The sequence below is a fragment of the Frankia nepalensis genome, from assembly GCF_016786325.1.
GTDB lineage: Bacteria > Actinomycetota > Actinomycetes > Frankiales > Frankiaceae > Pseudofrankia > Pseudofrankia nepalensis.
The window spans coordinates 1-16,593 of record NZ_JADWYU010000037.1 but is presented as its reverse complement, the minus strand read 5'-3'; the positions used below and the strand labels follow the sequence as shown (position 1 = coordinate 16,593).

The window sequence follows — 16,593 nt, the reverse complement described above, 5'->3', positions numbered from 1 at the left end:
ACCAGACACCCCCACCAGCGCGCAAGAACACCGACAGGCGCGAGCCTGCCCACGTCCAGTCCGCATTTCCGGTCAGCTCATGGCCGGATCCCAGGACCGCGCGGAGGCCAGAAACCAGGCGGAGCGTGTCCCGGCTGTCTCGCCGGCACGGCGGGAGAAGCGGGACGATGACGCTACCCTGATCGGAGGAGGCCTACGGTCGGGTCGGCCAAGGGAGGTACATCATCACCGCGGAGATGATCGCTCCTGCCTGGATGCACCACCAGGTCACGGCGGAGCAGTACGACTCCTGGTCCGAGGAGCAGTGCGCGGGCATTGAGATCGTGGACGGGATGGTCGTCGTGAGCCCCAGCGCGTCCAAGCGACACAACCGGCTCGCCAGGATCATCACCAACGCGCTGGACGTGGCTGGCGGGCCGGAGTGGAATGCCGACAGCGACTTCGATCTCCGTCTCCAGGACGTGCCGCTGATCAACCGGCGGCCGGACATTGTCGTGTACCAGGCTGAGACCCTCGACATCATGCCGGCTCGCCCTGAGCACGTTCTACTCGTCGTGGAGATCGTCTCACCGGGTTCCGAGTCGACAGACCGGTTCGTCAAGGCCGGAGAGTACGCGCGGGCGGGTATCACGTACTACTGGCGCGTCGAGCAGCCCGCCGGCGGAGTCCCACTCGTGTACATCTACGTACTTGATCCGGCCGCTCGGACCTATCGGGACGCGGGCGTCTTCGCCGGTGTCGTCGAGGCCGCCGCGCCCTTCCCCGTCAAGATCGACCTTACCCGGCTGTAGCCACTCGGCACGCGCCCACGGGCTTCGACGAGCGGCGCGGAAAGATCTAGATCATCGGTCTGATCAGCGGAAAAGGGCTTTGACGGCACCCTGGTTCAGGGGCGGACCGCGAGGCGGGGTGGCTGGCCGGTGGAGTGGCCGGTCAGGAGTGCGGCGAGGCCGGTGAGGGGTATTGGCCGGGCGACCAGCGAGGCCCACGGCAGGCCGGCGCGGTGGGTGCGGACGAGAAAGGCGACGGCGGTGTCGAGGTCGGCGGGCTCGTAGTTGTGCACGCCGGTGATCGTGAGCCGGCCACGGACGACCCGCTCGGGGTCGAGCGCCACCGCTGGGCTGGGCATGACCGAACCGACCAGCACCAGCGTGCCGTAGCCGTCGAGGGCGGCCAGTGCCGCCGCGACCGCGGTGGCGGCCCCGGAGAAGTCGAGCGCGACGTCGACCGGGCCGGCCCGGCCAGGCACGGGCCCGTCCGGACCGTGGCCGCCGGCACCGTGACCAGCCGCGCCGTGGCCGCCGACACCGTCGCCGTTCGCGCCGTGGGTGTCGGCGGCGTGGGCGCCGGCGCCGGGAGCCTCGGTGGGCCCGTCGGCGACGATGGTCCGGCTCGCGCCGAAGGCGGTCGCGAGGCGTAGCCGGGACCGGTCGACGTCGACGGCGACGACCTCGGCGGCGCCAGCGTCGGCGGCCATCGCGACCGCCGTGAGGCCCAGCATCCCGGCGCCGCTGACCAGCACGCGCGCCCCGGCGAGCGGCCGGCCCGACGCGCGGACCGCGGCGGCCAGCGCGGCCGCCGCGGTGGCGGTCGCGCACGCCGCCGGCGCGGCGACCTCGTCGGGCAGGTCGTCGGGCACGCGGGTCACGTGGGCGGTGCGCGGGAGGTGGACGTGCGTGCCGAACGTGCCGAACAGCGCGAGCGGGCCGGCCGGGTCGAACGCCACGTGGCCGATCTTGGCCGCCGCCCGGCAGCCGGCGGTCCGGCCCGCGGCGCACCGGTCGCAACGGCCGCAGCCGACCACCATGTTCCACACGACCGGGGCGGGGGGGCGCGGCGGCGGGCGGCCCCCGGCGCGCCCCCCCCCCCCCACGGCGACCACCTGGCCGACCCCCTCGTGGCCCAGCACGCTCGGGCACGGGCCGGGCCGGCGGCCGGTCGCCGTGTGGGCGTCGCTCGCGCACACGGTCGCGAGCCGCACCCGGACGAGGATCTCCCCGTCGCCAGGCACCGGCAGCGGCACGTGGTGGGTCTCGAACCGGCTTCCACCGGCCCAGACGCGCACCGCCGCGTACTCGCCAGTGGCGACGCTGACGGCCGGCATGCCCGCGTCGACGGCCGGTGCGCCCCCGCCGACGGCCGGTGCGCCCGCGTCGGCTGAGGTCAGATCACCTTGGACCGGATCCATCCCGAAAGCCTTTCCACGGCGAACACGATGACGAAGACGATCAGGATGATGCCGCCGGCGAACTCGTAGTTCACCGTCCTGATCGACTCGAACAACAGGAAGCCGACGCCGCCGGCGCCGACGATGCCAAGGATCGTGGAGTGCCGGATGTTGACGTCGAGCATGTAGAGGGTGTTGCCGATCAGGGCCGGGACCAGCTGCGGCAGCACCGCCGAGAACAGCTGCGCCCACCAGCCGCCGCCGACCGCGCGCACCGCCTCCACCGGGCCGAGGTCGATCTCCTCGGCGGCGTCGGCGACCAGCTTCCCGAGGAAGCCGATCGACGCGATCGCGAGCGCGCAGGCTCCGGCGAGCGGGCCCAGGCCGAAGGCGACGACGAACACGACGGCGAGGATCAGCTCCGGGATCGCCCGGATCACCACGATCAGCGTGCGCGCGACCGCGTAGACGACCCGGTTCGGGGAGACCGTCCTGGCCGAGAGCAGCCCGAACGGTATCGAGAGCACGAAGCCGACCGCCGTGGCCACCACGCCGATGGCCACCGTCTCGACCACCGCGCCGAACAGCTTCCAGCCGGCGAGCGTGAAGTTCGGCGGGATAAGGCGGGTGCCGACCTGGAAGATGTCGCCGATCGAGGTCAGCAGCTCCCGTAGGTCGACCTTGAGCAGGACGAAGCCGTAGACGAACGTCGCGGCGAGCAGCGTGCTCGACACGGCCCGGGTGATCCGCTCGTTCGTCCAGGGAGCGCTGACCTTCACGGGGTCACGCGGAGCGGTCCGGCCGGTCCGGTCGCCGCGCGGCGGGCTGAGCAGCACCCGCCGCAGGACGACGGACAGCAGCTCCATCGCGATGATGATGACAAGGATCGCGGTGACGAGGCCGAGCGCCTTGTCGTAGACCAGGCCGGAAAGCGAGTCCTTCAGCGCGAAGCCGATGCCGCCGGCGCCGACGTAGCCGAGCACCACGGAGGTGCGCAGGTTGATGTCGATCCGGTAGATGAAGGTCGCGATCCAGGACGGCACGACCTGCGGCAGCACGCCGCTGACCAGCTCGCGCAGCGGGCCGGCGCCGGTCGAGCGCACCGCCTCGCGCGGGTCGGGCGAGCTCTCCTCGATGGCGTCGGCGAACAGCTTGCCGAGCATGCCGACCGAGTGGACGGCGAGCGCCATGATGCCGGGCAGCACACCGATGCCCATCGCCCGTACGAACAGCACCGCGAAGACCAGGTCCGGGACGGCCCGGCAGAAGGTGATGATGCCGCGGGCGACGGCCTGCACAGCCCGGTTCGGCGCCGTGTTGCGGGCCGCGAGGAGCGCCAGCGGGGCGGACAGGACGGCCGCGAACACGGTGCCGATCAGCGCGATGAGCAGGGTCTCGAGGGCGAGCTCGGCGATCCGGCCCGGGTCGTCGAACACCGGCGGCCACATGCGCTTCAGCAGCCGGCCGAGGTCGCCGAACGCGTCGGTCAGCTCGGCGGGCTCGAGGTCGAGCCGCCAGACGGACAGGACGACGGCCACGACGCCGAACAGCGCGGTCAGCGTCAGCTGCACGCCGTTTCGGGTGACCGGCGGCCGGATCGCGGGGCCGGCCGACGCCGCCGGCTCCGGCTCCGGTGGCGTCAGCAGGCCGGTCGAGGCTGCCGACCGGGAGGCCGGCGAGGAGTCCGGAGACGAGGAGCCTGGCGAAGAGGAGGGGTCGGAGCCGGCGGTCACGTGGGCAGCCCTTCTCCAGCCCCCTCCGGGCGGCCGGGCTCGACCCGCTGGTAGATCTCCATGACCTCCGCGCGGGTCAGGCCGGAGGCCTCGCGGTCGAGGACCTTGACGCCCTCGCGCAGCCCGACGATCCGCTTCGCCCAGCCGAGCGCGAGGTCGATCTGGTGGAGGGTGCACAGCACAGTGAGCCCCTCCTCGACGCAGATCTGGAACATGAGGTCCATGACGACGCCGGCGTTCTCCGGGTCGAGGGAGGCGACCGGCTCGTCGGCGAGCAGCACCTTGGGCCGCTGCATCAGGGTCCTGGCGATCGCGACCCGCTGCTGCTGGCCGCCCGACAGCGTGTCGGCGCGCTGGAAGGCGCGGTCGGCGAGCCCGACGCGGTCGAGGTGGGCGAGCGCCTCCCGGCGCAGCGCCCGCGAGTAGCTCAGCACGCCGTAGCGCGGCCCGCGTACCCGGCCGAGTGCCCCGGTCAGCACGTTCTCGAGGCAGCTGAGCCGGCCGACCAGGTTGAACTGCTGGAACACGAAGCCGACCTGGGTGCGCAGCGCGCGCAGCTCGCCTCGGCTGGCGGTGTCGACCCGCTGGCCGAGGACGGAGACCTCGCCGCCCGAGATCGGCTGGAGGCCGTTCAGGCAGCGCAGGAGCGTCGACTTGCCCGAGCCGGACAGCCCCAGCAGCACGACCAGCTCGCCCCCGCGGACCCGCAGGTCCACCTCGTCGAGCGCGGCGGTGGTCCCGAACCGCTTGGTGAGCCGGGCGGTGCTGATGACCGCCTCGGCGGCGCTGATGGCACCGCCCGCGGGGCCGGTGGGCGGCGCGGCCGGCTCACCGCCCGGGTCGCTGGCCGTGCTGGGCTTGCTGAGGGTGCTGGAGCTGTCCGGCGTGCTCATCGAGCGGTCAGCCCTTGCACTTGTCGGACTTGGTGGCCTCGCAGACCTCGCGGATCGGGTCGTAGTCCGCGTCCTTCGCCGCGGCGAAGCCCCACGCGTCCTGGTCGGTCAGCAGGCAGTCACCGGTGCAGAGGTTCTGCGAGAGCAGGTAGTCCGAGTTCGCCTTCTCAACGACGATCGAGGACAGCTTGCTGATGACGTCGGCACCGAGGTCGTTGTTGGCCGCGAACACCGGAGCCGGGATGAGGCCCGACTTCCAGACGACCTTCAGCTCGCCCTCCTTGAGGTCACCCTTCTCGATCAGGGTGGTGTCGACCATCGAGTCCTCGGCGAAGCCGACCTCGCAGTCGCCGTTCTTGACGCCCAGCACCGAGGCGTCGTGGGCACCGGCGAAGGTCGGGGTCAGTCCGGCGGCGAGGTCGGCCTCGCTGCCGGAGGCGATCACCTTGGCCTCGATCAGACCGGCCGACGGGTAGAGGAAGCCCGACGTCGAGCCCGGGTCGACGAAGCAGGTCTTCTTGCCCTTGAAGTCGTCGATCTTGGTGACGGCGGCGTTGTCGGCCTTGGTGAAGCCGTAGGAGTAGTAGCCCGGGGTGGCGCCCTTCTCCGAGAGAACCGCGCCGACCGGGGTCATCTTCGCGTCGTTGTTGCCGGCGATGACGTAGGAGAACGCGCCGAACAGGGCGAGGTCGACGTTGCCGGCGATCATGCCCTCGATGACGCCCGCGTAGTCGGTCGCCTGGCTGAACTCGATCTCCGCCCCGGTCTCCTTCTCGAGGAGCTTGAGGATCGGGTCGTAGCTCGCCTTCAGGTCGGACGAGTTCTCGGCGGGAACCGCGGCGACGACGAGCTTGTCCGGGAACCCGGCCGCGGCGGCGGGCGAGCCGGAGGCCGCCGCGGTGTCCTCGGAGTCGTCGGAGCCACAGGCGGAGATCAGCAGGGTCGCGCCTACCGCGAGCGCGGCGAGAGCGCGGTAACGAAGCGAGAAGGTCACCTTGGTTCCTTTGTAAGGAGGGTGGAGATAAGGAAACGGACATCCCCGTGACGGCCGCCCCGCCGGCCGGCCATGACTCGCGGCTGGCCGGCCGGCGGAACCTCCGTGGCGGTGGTGCGGTGCGGCCCTCGCGCCCGTCGGGTCAGGGACGGCCGCTGGTCGGGCAGAAGCCGGAAGGACGGAGCTCAGAAGGGCGAAGTCGAATGGCCGAAGTCAGGAGGCGCGGGTCAGGAGGTCGTTGGCGTGGGTCAGGGTCGCGGCGCGCCGAGGCCGGCGGCCCGCTCGATCACGTCCGGGAGCTCGGCGACCGAGCCGAGGACGTGGGTATGCGCGACCGTCGCGAACTCGGCCTCGCCGTGCGCGCCGGTCAGCACTCCGGCGACGACGCCGGCCCCGGCCCGGGTCCCGGCGAGCAGGTCGCTGGCGGTGTCACCGGCCACCGCCACCGCCGTGACGTCGTCGACGCGCAGCCGGAGCACGGCGGTGAGGATCATGTCGGGGTACGGCCGGCCGCGGCCGCCCGCGTCGGCGGGGGCCAGCGCCAGGTCGACGAGGTCACCCCAGCCGAGGGCGTCGAGCAGCGCGTCCCGGGTGTCCGGCCCGAAGCCCGTGGTCAGCGCGACCCGCACCCCGGCCGACCGCAGCCGGAGAATGGCCTCCTCGGCGCCGGGGATCGGGCTCGCCCCGCCACCGGCGAGGTGGCGCGCGTAGGCGTCCTCGAAGGCCGCGTTCGCCCGCCTGGCCCGCGCCTCGTCGCCGTCGACGATGACCCGGAAGACCTCGATCTTGGACTGGCCCATGGTGGCCAGCGCGTACTCCCGCGCCCTGGCGAGCTCCGGGGAGCCGGGAGCCAGGCCGAGGGCGGTGAGTGCCGCGTCGAAGGCCGCGAGCACCGACCCGTCGTCCCGGACGGTCGTCCCGGCCATGTCGAGGCAGGCAAGCTTGATCACGCCGCACTACCCTTCGTCACCGTGTAGGAGTTTCGGAACTCCAGCCCGGCGCTGTCGCCGGGCCGACGGCCAGCGTCGGTAATCCGTCCGTCCAGCCCGGCGCCGCCACGGCAAAGCGCGGGCAAACTGCGGCGGCATTTCTCGTCTTCTTGTCCGCACAACTCGCCAGGGCGACGCGGGGTCGATATCGGCTAGCGAGAACTCATGGCCTGGTACCACTGGGGAGTCGTCGCGAGAAAGAACGGGTGAACATCCAGGTATTTCCCGGTCCCCGTTGTCCGCACAACCCCCCAGGTGCTCCGCGGCGACGGAAGACTAACGGCGGCCGTGATCCACCCGCGAGTCATCAGCAGGAAGAGAAGGTAAACGTCAGCACAGTTCTCAGCCCGCTTGTCCGGACAACCACACCGCGGCGCGGCACGGGCAGGACGCGGCCCGGCTGGCGGGACCGCGTCGTTCAGGGGCGCGGGCCGGCGGGCAGCCGCACGGGTTGGTCGGGCCCGACCGCCGCGGAGATCCGGGCGTGCGCCCCGGCGCCGCCGCGGGCCGGGGCCGTCCCCGCCCAGCCCGTCTCCATGATCAGACGGATGGCGTCCGCGCGCAGCCAGCGCTGGGTGAAGCAGAGCAACCGCCCGGTCTCGGCGTCCTCGTTGAGGCTCTCCACGTACCAGACCGGATCGCCGGGACTGGTGCCGAGCTCGTCGGCCAGCTCGAACGGGGTCGTCTCGAGACTGGCGCGCGCCCAGGCCCGCCGCAGCGTCACGCCGGCGAGCTCCCGCAGCACCCGGTCGAGCGAGTCGAACAGCCGCAGCGGCGTGGCCAGGTCGCCGATCACGTCGGTCGGGATCCACTCGATGCCCCAGGCGGCCGGCAGGTCGTCGATGAACGACCGGCGCCGCAGCCGGTGGCCGGGATCTCCGGGGACCCGGCCGAGCACAGCCGCGATCTCGTCCACCAGGTTCACGACCTCGCAGGAGCGGATGACCGCGCGAGAATGCGAGTTGGCCGCGTTCACCGTCCTGCTCCACGACGGCGGCTGGTGCGGGGAGATCAGGTAGTCGATCCGCCGCGACGTGAACGTGCCGACGCCCTGGACGCGCCGCACGAGCATGCGCCGTTCCAGCTCCTGCAGCGCCGCCCGGGCGGCCGCGCGGCCCACCCCGAACCGTTCGGCGATCTCGTGTTCGCCCTCGATGCGGGTGCCGGGCGCGAGACCCGCGATCTCGGCGGCGAGCTGCTCGGCGATGTCCCGGTACCGGCTGCTGGCCACGGCCGGCGATTATCGGCCGGTCATCGGTCGGCACGCCGGCCATCCGGTGGCCGGACGACAAATGCCGGCTGAATGCGCGCGGGCGGAATCCGGCCGGTCCGCGCACGGCCCACGGGCAACCCGCGGCGGCATCGACGACCGGCGGCCCGCCGACCAGCGGACCCATCCACCAGCGGGCCGCCGACCAGCGGACCATCGGCCGGCGCCAGGACGATGGCCGCGGGCCGTCGGCCCGCGGACGCGCGCGGTAAGACGGCTCGGCCGGCGGCCGCGGACCCACCGGCTGGCCGCGACGGCCGGCCGGCGACAGGCGCGACGTGAACAGGAGGCCAACACCTCCGAGCGCCGTTGACCGCCGCTTGGAGCCGTCGAAATGCTCGGCCGCATGGGACTGGGCAGCGAGCCGGTCGACCTGGTCGTGGTCGGCGCGGGAATCGTCGGGCTGGCGCACGCCGCCGAGGGGGTGCGCCGCGGGCTGCGGGTGGCCGTCGTCGAGCGCGACGAGTTCGCCCGGGGCGCCTCGGTGCGCAACTTCGGCCACGGCTGCGTGAGCGGGCAGGCAGGCGCCGCGTTCGGCTACGCGAAGGCGGCCAGGGAGCGCTGGCTGGAGCTCGGCCGGCTCGCCGGGTTCTGGGCCGAGCCGACCGGCACCGTGGTCGCCGCCCGGTCCGAGGAGGAGCTGGCCGTGCTCGCCGAGTTCGCCGCGGCCGGCGCGGCACCCGCCGAGCTGCTCGACGCCGACGGGGTGCGCGCCCGGGTGCCACTGCGGGCGAAGACGCTGCTCGGCGGCGCCTGGCTCCCGTGGGACATCCGGGTGGACCCGCGGGAGGCGGTCGGCGCGCTCGCCCGCTGGCTCGCGTCGGTCGGGGTGACGTTCCACTGGCGGACCGCCGTGACCGGCCTCGAGCCCGGCGTCCTGCGCACCAGCCGCGGTGACCTGGCCGCGCCCGCGATCGTGCTGGCCACCGGCCACGACCTCGACTGGCTGTTCCCGGAGCTGGCCGAGCGGGCCGGGGTGCGCCGGTGCGCGCTCCAGATGCTGCGGGTCGCGACGCCGGGCCCGGCGGCCCGCGCGCCCGGCGACGGCGAGCGGTTCGGGCCGGGGGTGCTCACCGGGCTGTCCCTGCTGCGCTACGCCGGCTTCGCGGGCTGCCCGTCGCTGCCGGCGCTGCGTGCCCGGTTCGAGCGGGAACGACCCGACCTGCTCGCGGTGGACATGAACCTGATGTTCACCCAGCTCCCGGACGGCGACCTGATCATCGGGGACACCCACGAGACCGCCGTCACCCACCTCCCGTTCCAGGCGGAGACGGTCGACGACCTGGTGCTGGCGGAGACCGCCGACCTGCTCGGCGTGCCGGCGGCGGACCTCGTGGTGCGGGAACGCTGGCGCGGCTACTACGCCAGCGCGCCCGGCAGGGAGTTCCTCGTCGCGGCCCCACTGCCAGGGGCACGCGTCGTCACCGTCACCACCGGGATCGGCATGACGACCTCGCACGGCCTCGCCGCCGAGGTCCTCGCCGATCTCATCCCATGATCCACTGGGCCCGTGGGTGACCGGCCGCCCCGCGCGAATGGTCCGACCTGTTCGACCGGCGGCGCGAAGCGCGGGAGACTCGGGGTGTGCAACCTCCGGATCTTCCCCGGTACGGCAACGGTTCACTGGCGGAGCTCGTGCCGGCGCTCATGGGCGCGGTCGGGGCCGGCGGGTTCACCGCGGCGCCCCGGCTGGGGCTCGGCGAGGCACGGTCGGCCTGCCTCCTGCTGGTCGACGGCCTCGGCGACGAGCTGCTGGCCGCGCACGCCGACGTGGCCCCGACCCTGGCCGCCCACCGGCTCGGCGCGCTGACGACCTGCTACCCGTCGACGACCGCGACCAGCATCACCTCGCTCGGCACCGGGCGCCCGCCGGGCGAGCACGGGATGGTCGGCTACCTCTGGGAGCCGCATCCCGGCGCGGCCGGGCTGCTGAACGCGCTGCGCTGGCAGTTCCAGGGCCAGGACGGCTCGGCTCTGGAGGCCGTCGTGCCCGAGCAGGCGCAGCCCGAGACGACCGCCCTCGAGCGCGCCGAACGGTCCGGGGTGTCGGTCACCGTGGTCTCCTCCCCGCTGTTCGCCGGTTCGGGCCTCACCCGGGCGGCGCTGCGCGGCGGCCTGTTCGTCGGGTCGTCGACCTGGGGCACGCTGGTCGAGGCCGTCGGCGCGGCGCTGCGCGAGCCGGGTTTCGTCTACGCCTACGTCAGCGACCTGGACACGACCGGGCACGTGCTCGGCCCGGGGTCACCGGGCTGGCTGGCGCAGCTCGCGCTGGTCGACCAGCTGGTGGCGACGCTCGCCGACGCCCTGCCTCCGGGCGCGCTGCTCGCCGTGACCGGCGACCACGGGATGGTCAACGTGGCGCCCGACGACCACCTCAGCCTGGACACGGCCGAGCTGCTCGCCGGAGTGCGCGCGATCGGCGGCGAGCCGAGGGCCCGCTATGTCTACGCCCAGCCGGGCGCGGCGGACGACGTCCTCGCCGCGTGGCGCGGGCGCCTCGGCGAGCGCGCCTGGGTCGTGTCGGCTGAGCAGGCCGTCGCCGAGGGCTGGTTCGGGCCGACGGTCACCGAGGCGGCCCGCTCCCGGGTGGGCGACGTGGTCGCGGCCGCCCGCGGCACCACCGTCCTGGTCCGCCCCGAGACCGAGCCGCGGCTGACCGTGATGCGCGGTCATCACGGCTCGCTCACCCCCGCCGAGCAGTTCGTCCCGCTCGTCCGGATCACCGGCTGACCGGGCCGTTCCCGCCTCCTCCCGCCCTCACCGGGCCGCCTTCACCGGGCCGCCTTCGCGGGCCATGGCGCCCTCGGGGCGGCCTCCGGGGCCGGAGCCTCGGCTCCCGGGTGAGGTCGTCGAGACAGCGGGGAAGGCTCGCTCGTCACATCCGACGGGGGCCGGCCCGCGGGGGCCACTACCGTCTCGGGCATGACCTTGGGAGCCGAGCGCGGCCAGCGGACGGGACGGGTCGCCCGGTGGCGGTCGCCGCTGTTCACGCCCGCGAACCGGCCCGACCTGATCGCCAAGCAGGCCCGGTTCGGCGCGGACCTGGTGATCGTCGACCTGGAGGACGGGACGCCGCTGGGCGCCAAGGCCGACGGCCGGGCGGGCGCGACGGCCGCGATCCCGAAGCTGCGCGCCGAGTACGCCGGGGCCGTCGTGCTGCGGGTCAACGGCGTGACCGACGCGGCGAACTTCGGGCCCGACCTGGACTGCGCCGCGGGCGTCGGCGCGGACGGCGTCGTCGTTCCGAAGATCGAGTCGGTCGACGACGTCGACCGGCTCGCGGACGCGCTGCGCTCGCGCGGGCTGGGTGACGTGGCCGTGGTCTACGGGCTGGAGTCCGTCGCCGGCGTGCACCGCGCGGCCGACGTGCTCACGCACGCGGCCGGCACCGCCCGCGTCGACGCGGCGTACTTCGGCGCCGAGGACTTCATCGCCGACCTCGGCGGGCGGCGCACCCGGTCCAACGCCGAGGTGCTGTACGCCCGGTCCCAGGTGGCGATCGCCTGCCGGCTCGCCGGCGTCGTCGCGCTGGACCAGGTCACCACCGCGATCAGCGACCGGGACCGGTTCCTGGAGGAGGCGGCCCAGGCCCGCGACCTCGGCTACGGCGGGAAGATGTGCATCCACCCCGGCCAGGTGGCGCTCGCGCACGAGGCGTTCACCCCGTCCCCCGAGGAGTACGACCGGGCCCGCCGCCTGGTCGAGGCCTACGAGCAGGCCCAGCGCGAGGGCCGCGGCACGCTGAACTTCGAGGGCGGCATGGTCGACATCCCGCTCGTCCTCCAGGCCCGGCGGGTGCTGGCCGCCGGCGGCTGAGCGCCACCCGGGCGACTGGCGCCGCTGGCCGGGCCGGCCGATGCCGGGCCGGCCAGCGGGAAGGGCTCAGTAGGACCGGGGCAGGCCGAGGACGTGCTCGGAGATGTAGTTCATGACCATCTCCTGCGAGACCGGGGCGATCTTCATCAGCCGGGACTCGGCCCAGAAGCGGCCCACCGGGTACTCGGTGGCGAACGAGAAGCCGCCGTGGGTCTGCATCGCCCGGTCGGCGGCGAAGAACGCCGCGTCGGCGGCGAGGAACTTCGCCGTGTTGGCGTGCTCCCCGCACGGCAGGCCCTGGTCGTAGCGCCACGAGGCCTGCCGGATCACCAGTTCGGCGGCGGCGAGGCGCATGTGCGCCTCGGCGAGCGGGAAGGCGATGCCCTGGTTCTTGCCGATCGGGCGGCCGAACACGACCCGCTCGTTGGCGTACTGGGTGGCCACCCGCAGCGCGGCCTTGCCGATGCCGAGCGCCTCGGAGGCGATGAGGATCCGCTCGGGGTTCAGGCCGTCGAGCAGGTACTTGAACCCCTTGCCCTCCTCGCCGACCAGGTCGTCGCCGGCCACCCGCAGACCGTCGTAACGCACCTCGCACGACCCGACCGCGTTGCGGGCGACCTTGTCGATCTGGTGGATGTCGACCTCGGGCCGGCGCAGGTCGGCGAGCAGCAGCGTCATGCCGTCCGTGCGCTTGCGAACCTCCTCCAGCGGGGTGGTCCGGACCAGCAGCAGCACCTTCTCGGCGATGTGGCCCTTGGTCGTCCAGACCTTCTGTCCGTGCACGATGTAGTCGTCACCGTCCCGGACCGCCCGGGTGGTGATCGAGGTCGTGTCGGTGCCCGCGTCCGGCTCGGTCACGCCAAAGGCGACCTGCAGCTCGCCGGTGGCGACCCGGGGCAGGTACTTCTCCTTCTGCGCCTGGGAGCCGTACTTGACGACCGGGTTCATGCCGAAGACCGAGATGTGCAGCGCGCTGGCCGCGTTCATCGCGCCGCCGGAGGCCGCGACCTCCTCCATGACGATCGACGCCTCGGTGATGCCGCCCCCGCCGCCGCCGAACTCCTCCGGGATCGCGGTGCCGATCCAGCCGGCCGCGGCCATCTCGTTGTAGAACTTCCAGGGGAACTCGTGGTTCTTTTCGTGCTGGCGCCAGTACTCGGCGTCGAACCCCTTGCAGATGTCCCGCACGGCCTCGCGGATGGCCGTGTGCTCGGGCGGTTCGGCGAACTCCATGGAGACTCCTCGTATGTCTGATGAGGCGTATGCAAGGGGCTTGGGCGGCGCTGCCTACGCCTCGGCGGGGCGGCAGTGCATCATCGCCGACCGGAACGCGCGGCAGACGAGCTCGTCACGCTGGTTGTAGCCGTCGTGCCGGAACTCCACGATGCCCACCGACGGCCGGGATTTCGACAGCCGCGCCTTTGTCACCTCGGTCACGACGTGGACGGTGTCGCCGGCGAAGACGGGGTGGGGGAACTCGATCGACGCGAAGCCCAGGTTGGCCACGGTGGTTCCCAGCGTCAGTTCCGGCACGCTGAGCCCGACCACGGTCGCGAGCGTCAGCAGCGAGTTGACCAGCGGACGGCCGAACTCGGTCCTCGAGGCGAACTCGTGATCCAGGTGCAGCGGCTGCGGGTTCATCGACATCGTGGTAAAGATCACGTTGTCGGTTTCCGTGAGGGTCCGCGTGATCGCGTGATGAGTGACGGTCCCCACCGACAGTTCCTCGAACCAGGAACCCATCCTCCGGCTCAGCGCCCTCACCTCCTCCGCTCGCGCTCGGGCCCGGCCGCGGTCCAGTGACCTGCCCCGTTCCAGTGACCAGCCTCGGTCCGCTGACCGGTTCCGACCGGTTGGTCCCCGCCGGTCACACACCGTGCGAGGGACCCATGGCCACCCACTACAGCACGCCAAGCTACGGCGTGCGCCGGAAAGTGGCGCGTACCGCCGTCCGCCCGCTTCGACCTCGCCGATCACCGCCCAGAGCGCCACGAACCGCCGCGTTCCCGCTCCTGACCGGGCGGCCCAACCCGGCCGGCCTCGCCAACGGCGCCCGACCGGCCTCGCCAACGGCGGCGGCCATATGGGCGAGGGTGGGCCTCGCTACGCGGCCGCCGCGACGAGGGCGTTCGAGTTCGACAGCGCCGCGATCTCGGCGGCCGAGGCGTTGCCGCCGCTGCAGACGACCGCGACCCGCTTGCCCGCGAAGTCGGCGGGTCGCGCGAGGATCGCGGCGAGCGCGGCCGCCCCGGCGCCCTCGGCGAGGGTGTGCGCGTCGCTGGCGAGCAGCCGCTGGGCCTCGGCGATCGCCTCATCCGTGACGAGGTGGAAGCCGGCGAGCCTCGCGCGCAGGAGCCGCTGTGGCAGTTCGTAGCCGCGGCCGGTGGCCAGGCCGTCGGCCCGGGTGCGGATGGGGCGGCGGACGCAGGCGCCGGCGCGCCACGAGTCGTATGCCGCGGGCGCGGCCGTCGACTGGACACCGATCACCCGGCATCGCGGCGCGAGTCGTTCCATGACCAGGCCCGCGCCGGCCGCGCCGGTGCCGCTGCCGACTGGCACGATCACGGCATCGAGATCGGGCTGAGCCTCAATGATCTCCAGATAGGTGGTGGCGACGCCGGCGATCAGCTCGGCGGTGTCACCGGGGCTGACCAGCAACTGGCCGGTTCTGGCGGCGATCTCCTCGGCGCGGGTCTGGGCGGCGGCCATGTCCGGGCCGGACAGCTCGACGGTCGCTCCGAGCGCCCGTAGCGCCCGCACCTTCGACGCGGCGGCGGTGGCCGGCATGACGACGGTGCAGGGCACGCCGACCGCGGCGCTGGCGTAGGCCATCGACTGTGCGTGGTTGCCGGTGGAATAGGTGATCGTCCCCCGGGCACGCAGCTCGGCGGGCAGGCTCGCAAGCAGCGTCAACCCACCGCGGACCTTGAAGGCGCCGGTGGGTTGGACGTTCTCGTGCTTGACGAAGACCGTCGCCCCGACGGTGGCGTTGAGCGCCGGATACGACCACATCGGCGTGACGGGCAGGTGGCCGGCAAGCAGGTCGCGAGCGGCGGCGACGTCGGCGAACGTGGGATCCGCGGCCAGGCCGCCGGCGACCACGGCACCGGCGACCACGGCACCAGCGACCACGGCACCAGCGACCACGGCACCAGCGACCACGGCACCAGCGACCACGGCACCGGCAGCTGGCGGGCCGGCGGAGGCGGTGGGAGCGGTAGGGGCGGTGGGAGCGGTAGGGGCGGTAGGGGCGAGGGCGGTAGAGGCGGGGGCGGTAGGGGCCGGGGCGATGGAACCTTCATCCATGCTCCGATGGTCAGCCCACGGTTCCTATTGGTCTAATGCCAGATTTCGTCCTGAACCATCAATGATATTGATACGTTGCGGGCGTGCTGGATGTAACCAGGCTGCGGGTGCTCGTGGCGGTCGCGCGACACGGCTCGGTGACGGCCGCGGCCCGGGCCCTGCGGTACGCGCAGCCGTCGGTCAGCCACCACCTGGCCCGGCTGGAGGCCGAGACCGGCAGCCAGCTCGTCCAGCGGGCCGGCCGCGGGATCCGGCTCACCGAGGCCGGGCGGGTGCTGGCCGAGCGCGCGGAGGAGATCCTCGGTCGTCTTGCCGCCGCCGAGGCCGAGCTCGCGGCCTTCACGGGTCTGCGGGCCGGCCGGGTCCGGTTGGCCGCTTTTCCCTCCGCGCTCGCCACCTTCGTACCGGCGGCCGCCGCCGCGCTCGCCGCCGACCACCCCGAGGTCGAGCTGAGCCTCACCGAGGCCGAACCACCCGACGCGGTCCGGCTGCTGCGCGCCGGTGAGATCGACGTCGCCCTGCTCTTCGCCTACCAGGACCGGGCGACACCCGGACGGCACCTGCCGCCGGAGGGAGATCTCGAACGTCCTGTCAGGCCCCAGGGGGATGACACGACGGCTGGTGACCCCCCGCGGCCTGACAGGACGGGCCACGCCGACGGGCAGAGCGGGCAGAGCGAGCGGGGCGAGAGGGGCGGGCAGGGCGAAGGCGCCCCGCCCGTAGGCGGGCAGGGCGAAGGCAGCCGGGTGCCCGCGGGCTGGCGAGGCGAGGGCGCTCGGGTGTCGCCGGGCTCAGGGCCGGGCGAACCGGAGGACGACGGGCTGCGGCGGACGACGCTGCTGACCGAGCCGATATACCTGGTCACGCCCGCCGGGCTGCCCGGAGACCGGTTGACCGACCACAGCGAACGGCGTTGGATCGCCGGCTGCGAACGGTGCCGCGCTCAGTTGGTGCGTTCCTGCGTGACCGCCGGCTTCAATCCCGACATCGCGTTCACCACGGACGACTACCTCGCGGTGCAGGCCCTCGTCGCCGCCGGCCTGGGCGTGACCACGCTGCCAGGCCTGTCCCTGCAGTCCCACCGCCATCCCGGCGTCCGCGCGACCCGCCTGCCCGGGGTGAGCCGGACGGTCACCGCCGCCGTCCACGGCGAGCCCCCCGACCCGCCGGCCACCGCGGCCCTCCTGTCCCAGCTGAGGGCCGCGACCGCGTCATGGGTCCCCTCGGCGGCCGCCTGATCCGCGCCGCCAGCCACGGAGATCCGGACGCCGGTCATGGGTGAGGCGCTGGTACCGGCCGGGGGTGCCGGTACCACCCCCCCCCCGCCCCCCTCCCCCCCCCCACCGCGGGCACGACCGGCGACACAACAACCACGACGCGTCACGCGGCCCGACCGGTCCCGGGAGGCGCCGCGCGGGTGGACGA

Annotated in this window: 14 protein-coding genes; 5 read left to right on the top strand and 9 right to left on the bottom strand. The window is 73.5% G+C overall.

Going from position 1 to position 16,593, the window contains the following annotated elements:
* Positions 1-224: 224 nt before the first annotated feature.
* The gene (locus I6A81_RS01790; protein ID WP_407661232.1) at positions 225-791 is read left to right on the top strand and encodes a Uma2 family endonuclease; all 567 of its coding nucleotides are present in this window, start codon (positions 225-227) and stop codon (positions 789-791) included.
* Positions 792-886: 95 nt separating this feature from the next.
* Here the strand turns inward: I6A81_RS01790 and I6A81_RS01785 are convergent, their stop codons facing one another.
* The 6 genes from I6A81_RS01785 to I6A81_RS01760 form a co-directional block, all read right to left on the bottom strand.
* The gene (locus I6A81_RS01785; protein ID WP_203010068.1) at positions 887-2,188 is read right to left on the bottom strand and encodes a zinc-binding dehydrogenase; all 1,302 of its coding nucleotides are present in this window, start codon (positions 2,186-2,188) and stop codon (positions 887-889) included.
* Positions 2,164-3,813, bottom strand: a complete 1,650-nt coding sequence (phnE, locus tag I6A81_RS01780) for a phosphonate ABC transporter, permease protein PhnE (protein ID WP_407661231.1) — start codon at positions 3,811-3,813, stop codon at positions 2,164-2,166. Before phnE ends, I6A81_RS01785 begins: the two co-directional genes overlap by 25 nt.
* A gap of 83 nt (positions 3,814-3,896) precedes the next feature.
* Positions 3,897-4,793: a phosphonate ABC transporter ATP-binding protein gene (phnC, locus tag I6A81_RS01775; RefSeq protein WP_203005340.1), complete on the bottom strand. Its 897-nt coding sequence runs from the start codon at positions 4,791-4,793 to the stop codon at positions 3,897-3,899.
* A gap of 7 nt (positions 4,794-4,800) precedes the next feature.
* Positions 4,801-5,787 carry a phosphate/phosphite/phosphonate ABC transporter substrate-binding protein gene (locus I6A81_RS01770; protein WP_203005341.1) on the bottom strand — a complete coding sequence of 329 codons (987 nt, stop codon included), beginning with the start codon at positions 5,785-5,787 and terminating at the stop codon, positions 4,801-4,803.
* Positions 5,788-6,035: 248 nt separating this feature from the next.
* Complete coding sequence (locus I6A81_RS01765) at positions 6,036-6,713, bottom strand: HAD family hydrolase (protein WP_203005350.1); 678 nt, start codon at positions 6,711-6,713, stop codon at positions 6,036-6,038.
* A 481-nt stretch (positions 6,714-7,194) separates the two neighbouring features.
* The gene (locus I6A81_RS01760; RefSeq protein WP_203005342.1) at positions 7,195-8,007 is read right to left on the bottom strand and encodes a GntR family transcriptional regulator; all 813 of its coding nucleotides are present in this window, start codon (positions 8,005-8,007) and stop codon (positions 7,195-7,197) included.
* Positions 8,008-8,392: 385 nt separating this feature from the next.
* Between I6A81_RS01760 and I6A81_RS01755 the strand changes: the two genes are divergently transcribed.
* The 3 genes from I6A81_RS01755 (at position 8,393) to I6A81_RS01745 (ending at position 11,862) form a co-directional block, all read left to right on the top strand.
* Entirely contained in the window at positions 8,393-9,544 is a 1,152-nt protein-coding gene (locus I6A81_RS01755) for a TIGR03364 family FAD-dependent oxidoreductase (RefSeq protein ID WP_238429878.1), read from the top strand.
* An 86-nt stretch (positions 9,545-9,630) separates the two neighbouring features.
* Complete coding sequence (locus tag I6A81_RS01750) at positions 9,631-10,776, top strand: alkaline phosphatase family protein (RefSeq protein WP_203005344.1); 1,146 nt, start codon at positions 9,631-9,633, stop codon at positions 10,774-10,776.
* 192 nt (positions 10,777-10,968) lie between these two features.
* On the top strand, positions 10,969-11,862 hold the full coding sequence (locus I6A81_RS01745; RefSeq protein WP_203005345.1) for an HpcH/HpaI aldolase/citrate lyase family protein: 894 nt from the start codon (positions 10,969-10,971) through the stop codon (positions 11,860-11,862).
* 66 nt (positions 11,863-11,928) lie between these two features.
* Here I6A81_RS01745 and I6A81_RS01740 read toward each other — a convergent pair whose 3' ends face one another.
* The 3 genes from I6A81_RS01740 to I6A81_RS01730 form a co-directional block, all read right to left on the bottom strand.
* The gene (locus I6A81_RS01740; RefSeq protein WP_203005346.1) at positions 11,929-13,095 is read right to left on the bottom strand and encodes an acyl-CoA dehydrogenase family protein; all 1,167 of its coding nucleotides are present in this window, start codon (positions 13,093-13,095) and stop codon (positions 11,929-11,931) included.
* A 54-nt stretch (positions 13,096-13,149) separates the two neighbouring features.
* Positions 13,150-13,617 (bottom strand): MaoC family dehydratase, encoded by a 468-nt coding sequence (locus tag I6A81_RS01735; RefSeq protein WP_407661230.1) that lies wholly within the window; start codon positions 13,615-13,617, stop codon positions 13,150-13,152.
* 348 nt (positions 13,618-13,965) lie between these two features.
* On the bottom strand, positions 13,966-14,994 hold the full coding sequence (locus tag I6A81_RS01730; protein ID WP_307874398.1) for a threonine ammonia-lyase: 1,029 nt from the start codon (positions 14,992-14,994) through the stop codon (positions 13,966-13,968).
* A 257-nt stretch (positions 14,995-15,251) separates the two neighbouring features.
* On the opposite strand from I6A81_RS01730, the gene I6A81_RS01725 reads away from it, so the two are divergent.
* Positions 15,252-16,406 carry a LysR family transcriptional regulator gene (locus I6A81_RS01725; RefSeq protein ID WP_307874397.1) on the top strand — a complete coding sequence of 385 codons (1,155 nt, stop codon included), beginning with the start codon at positions 15,252-15,254 and terminating at the stop codon, positions 16,404-16,406.
* The last annotated feature ends 187 nt before the right edge of the window (positions 16,407-16,593 follow it).

What these genes read in the sequence shown, in the direction of transcription:
- I6A81_RS01785 (WP_203010068.1), bottom strand. Translation starts at nt 2,188, where the DNA reads ATGGATCCGGTCCAAGGTGATCTGACCTCAGCCGACGCGGGCGCACCG.
- phnC (WP_203005340.1), bottom strand. Translation starts at nt 4,793, where the DNA reads ATGAGCACGCCGGACAGCTCCAGCACCCTCAGCAAGCCCAGCACGGCC.
- I6A81_RS01765 (WP_203005350.1), bottom strand. Translation starts at nt 6,713, where the DNA reads ATGGCCGGGACGACCGTCCGGGACGACGGGTCGGTGCTCGCGGCCTTC.
- I6A81_RS01755 (WP_238429878.1), top strand. Translation starts at nt 8,393, where the DNA reads ATGGGACTGGGCAGCGAGCCGGTCGACCTGGTCGTGGTCGGCGCGGGA.
- I6A81_RS01745 (WP_203005345.1), top strand. Translation starts at nt 10,969, where the DNA reads ATGACCTTGGGAGCCGAGCGCGGCCAGCGGACGGGACGGGTCGCCCGG.
- I6A81_RS01740 (WP_203005346.1), bottom strand. Translation starts at nt 13,095, where the DNA reads ATGGAGTTCGCCGAACCGCCCGAGCACACGGCCATCCGCGAGGCCGTG.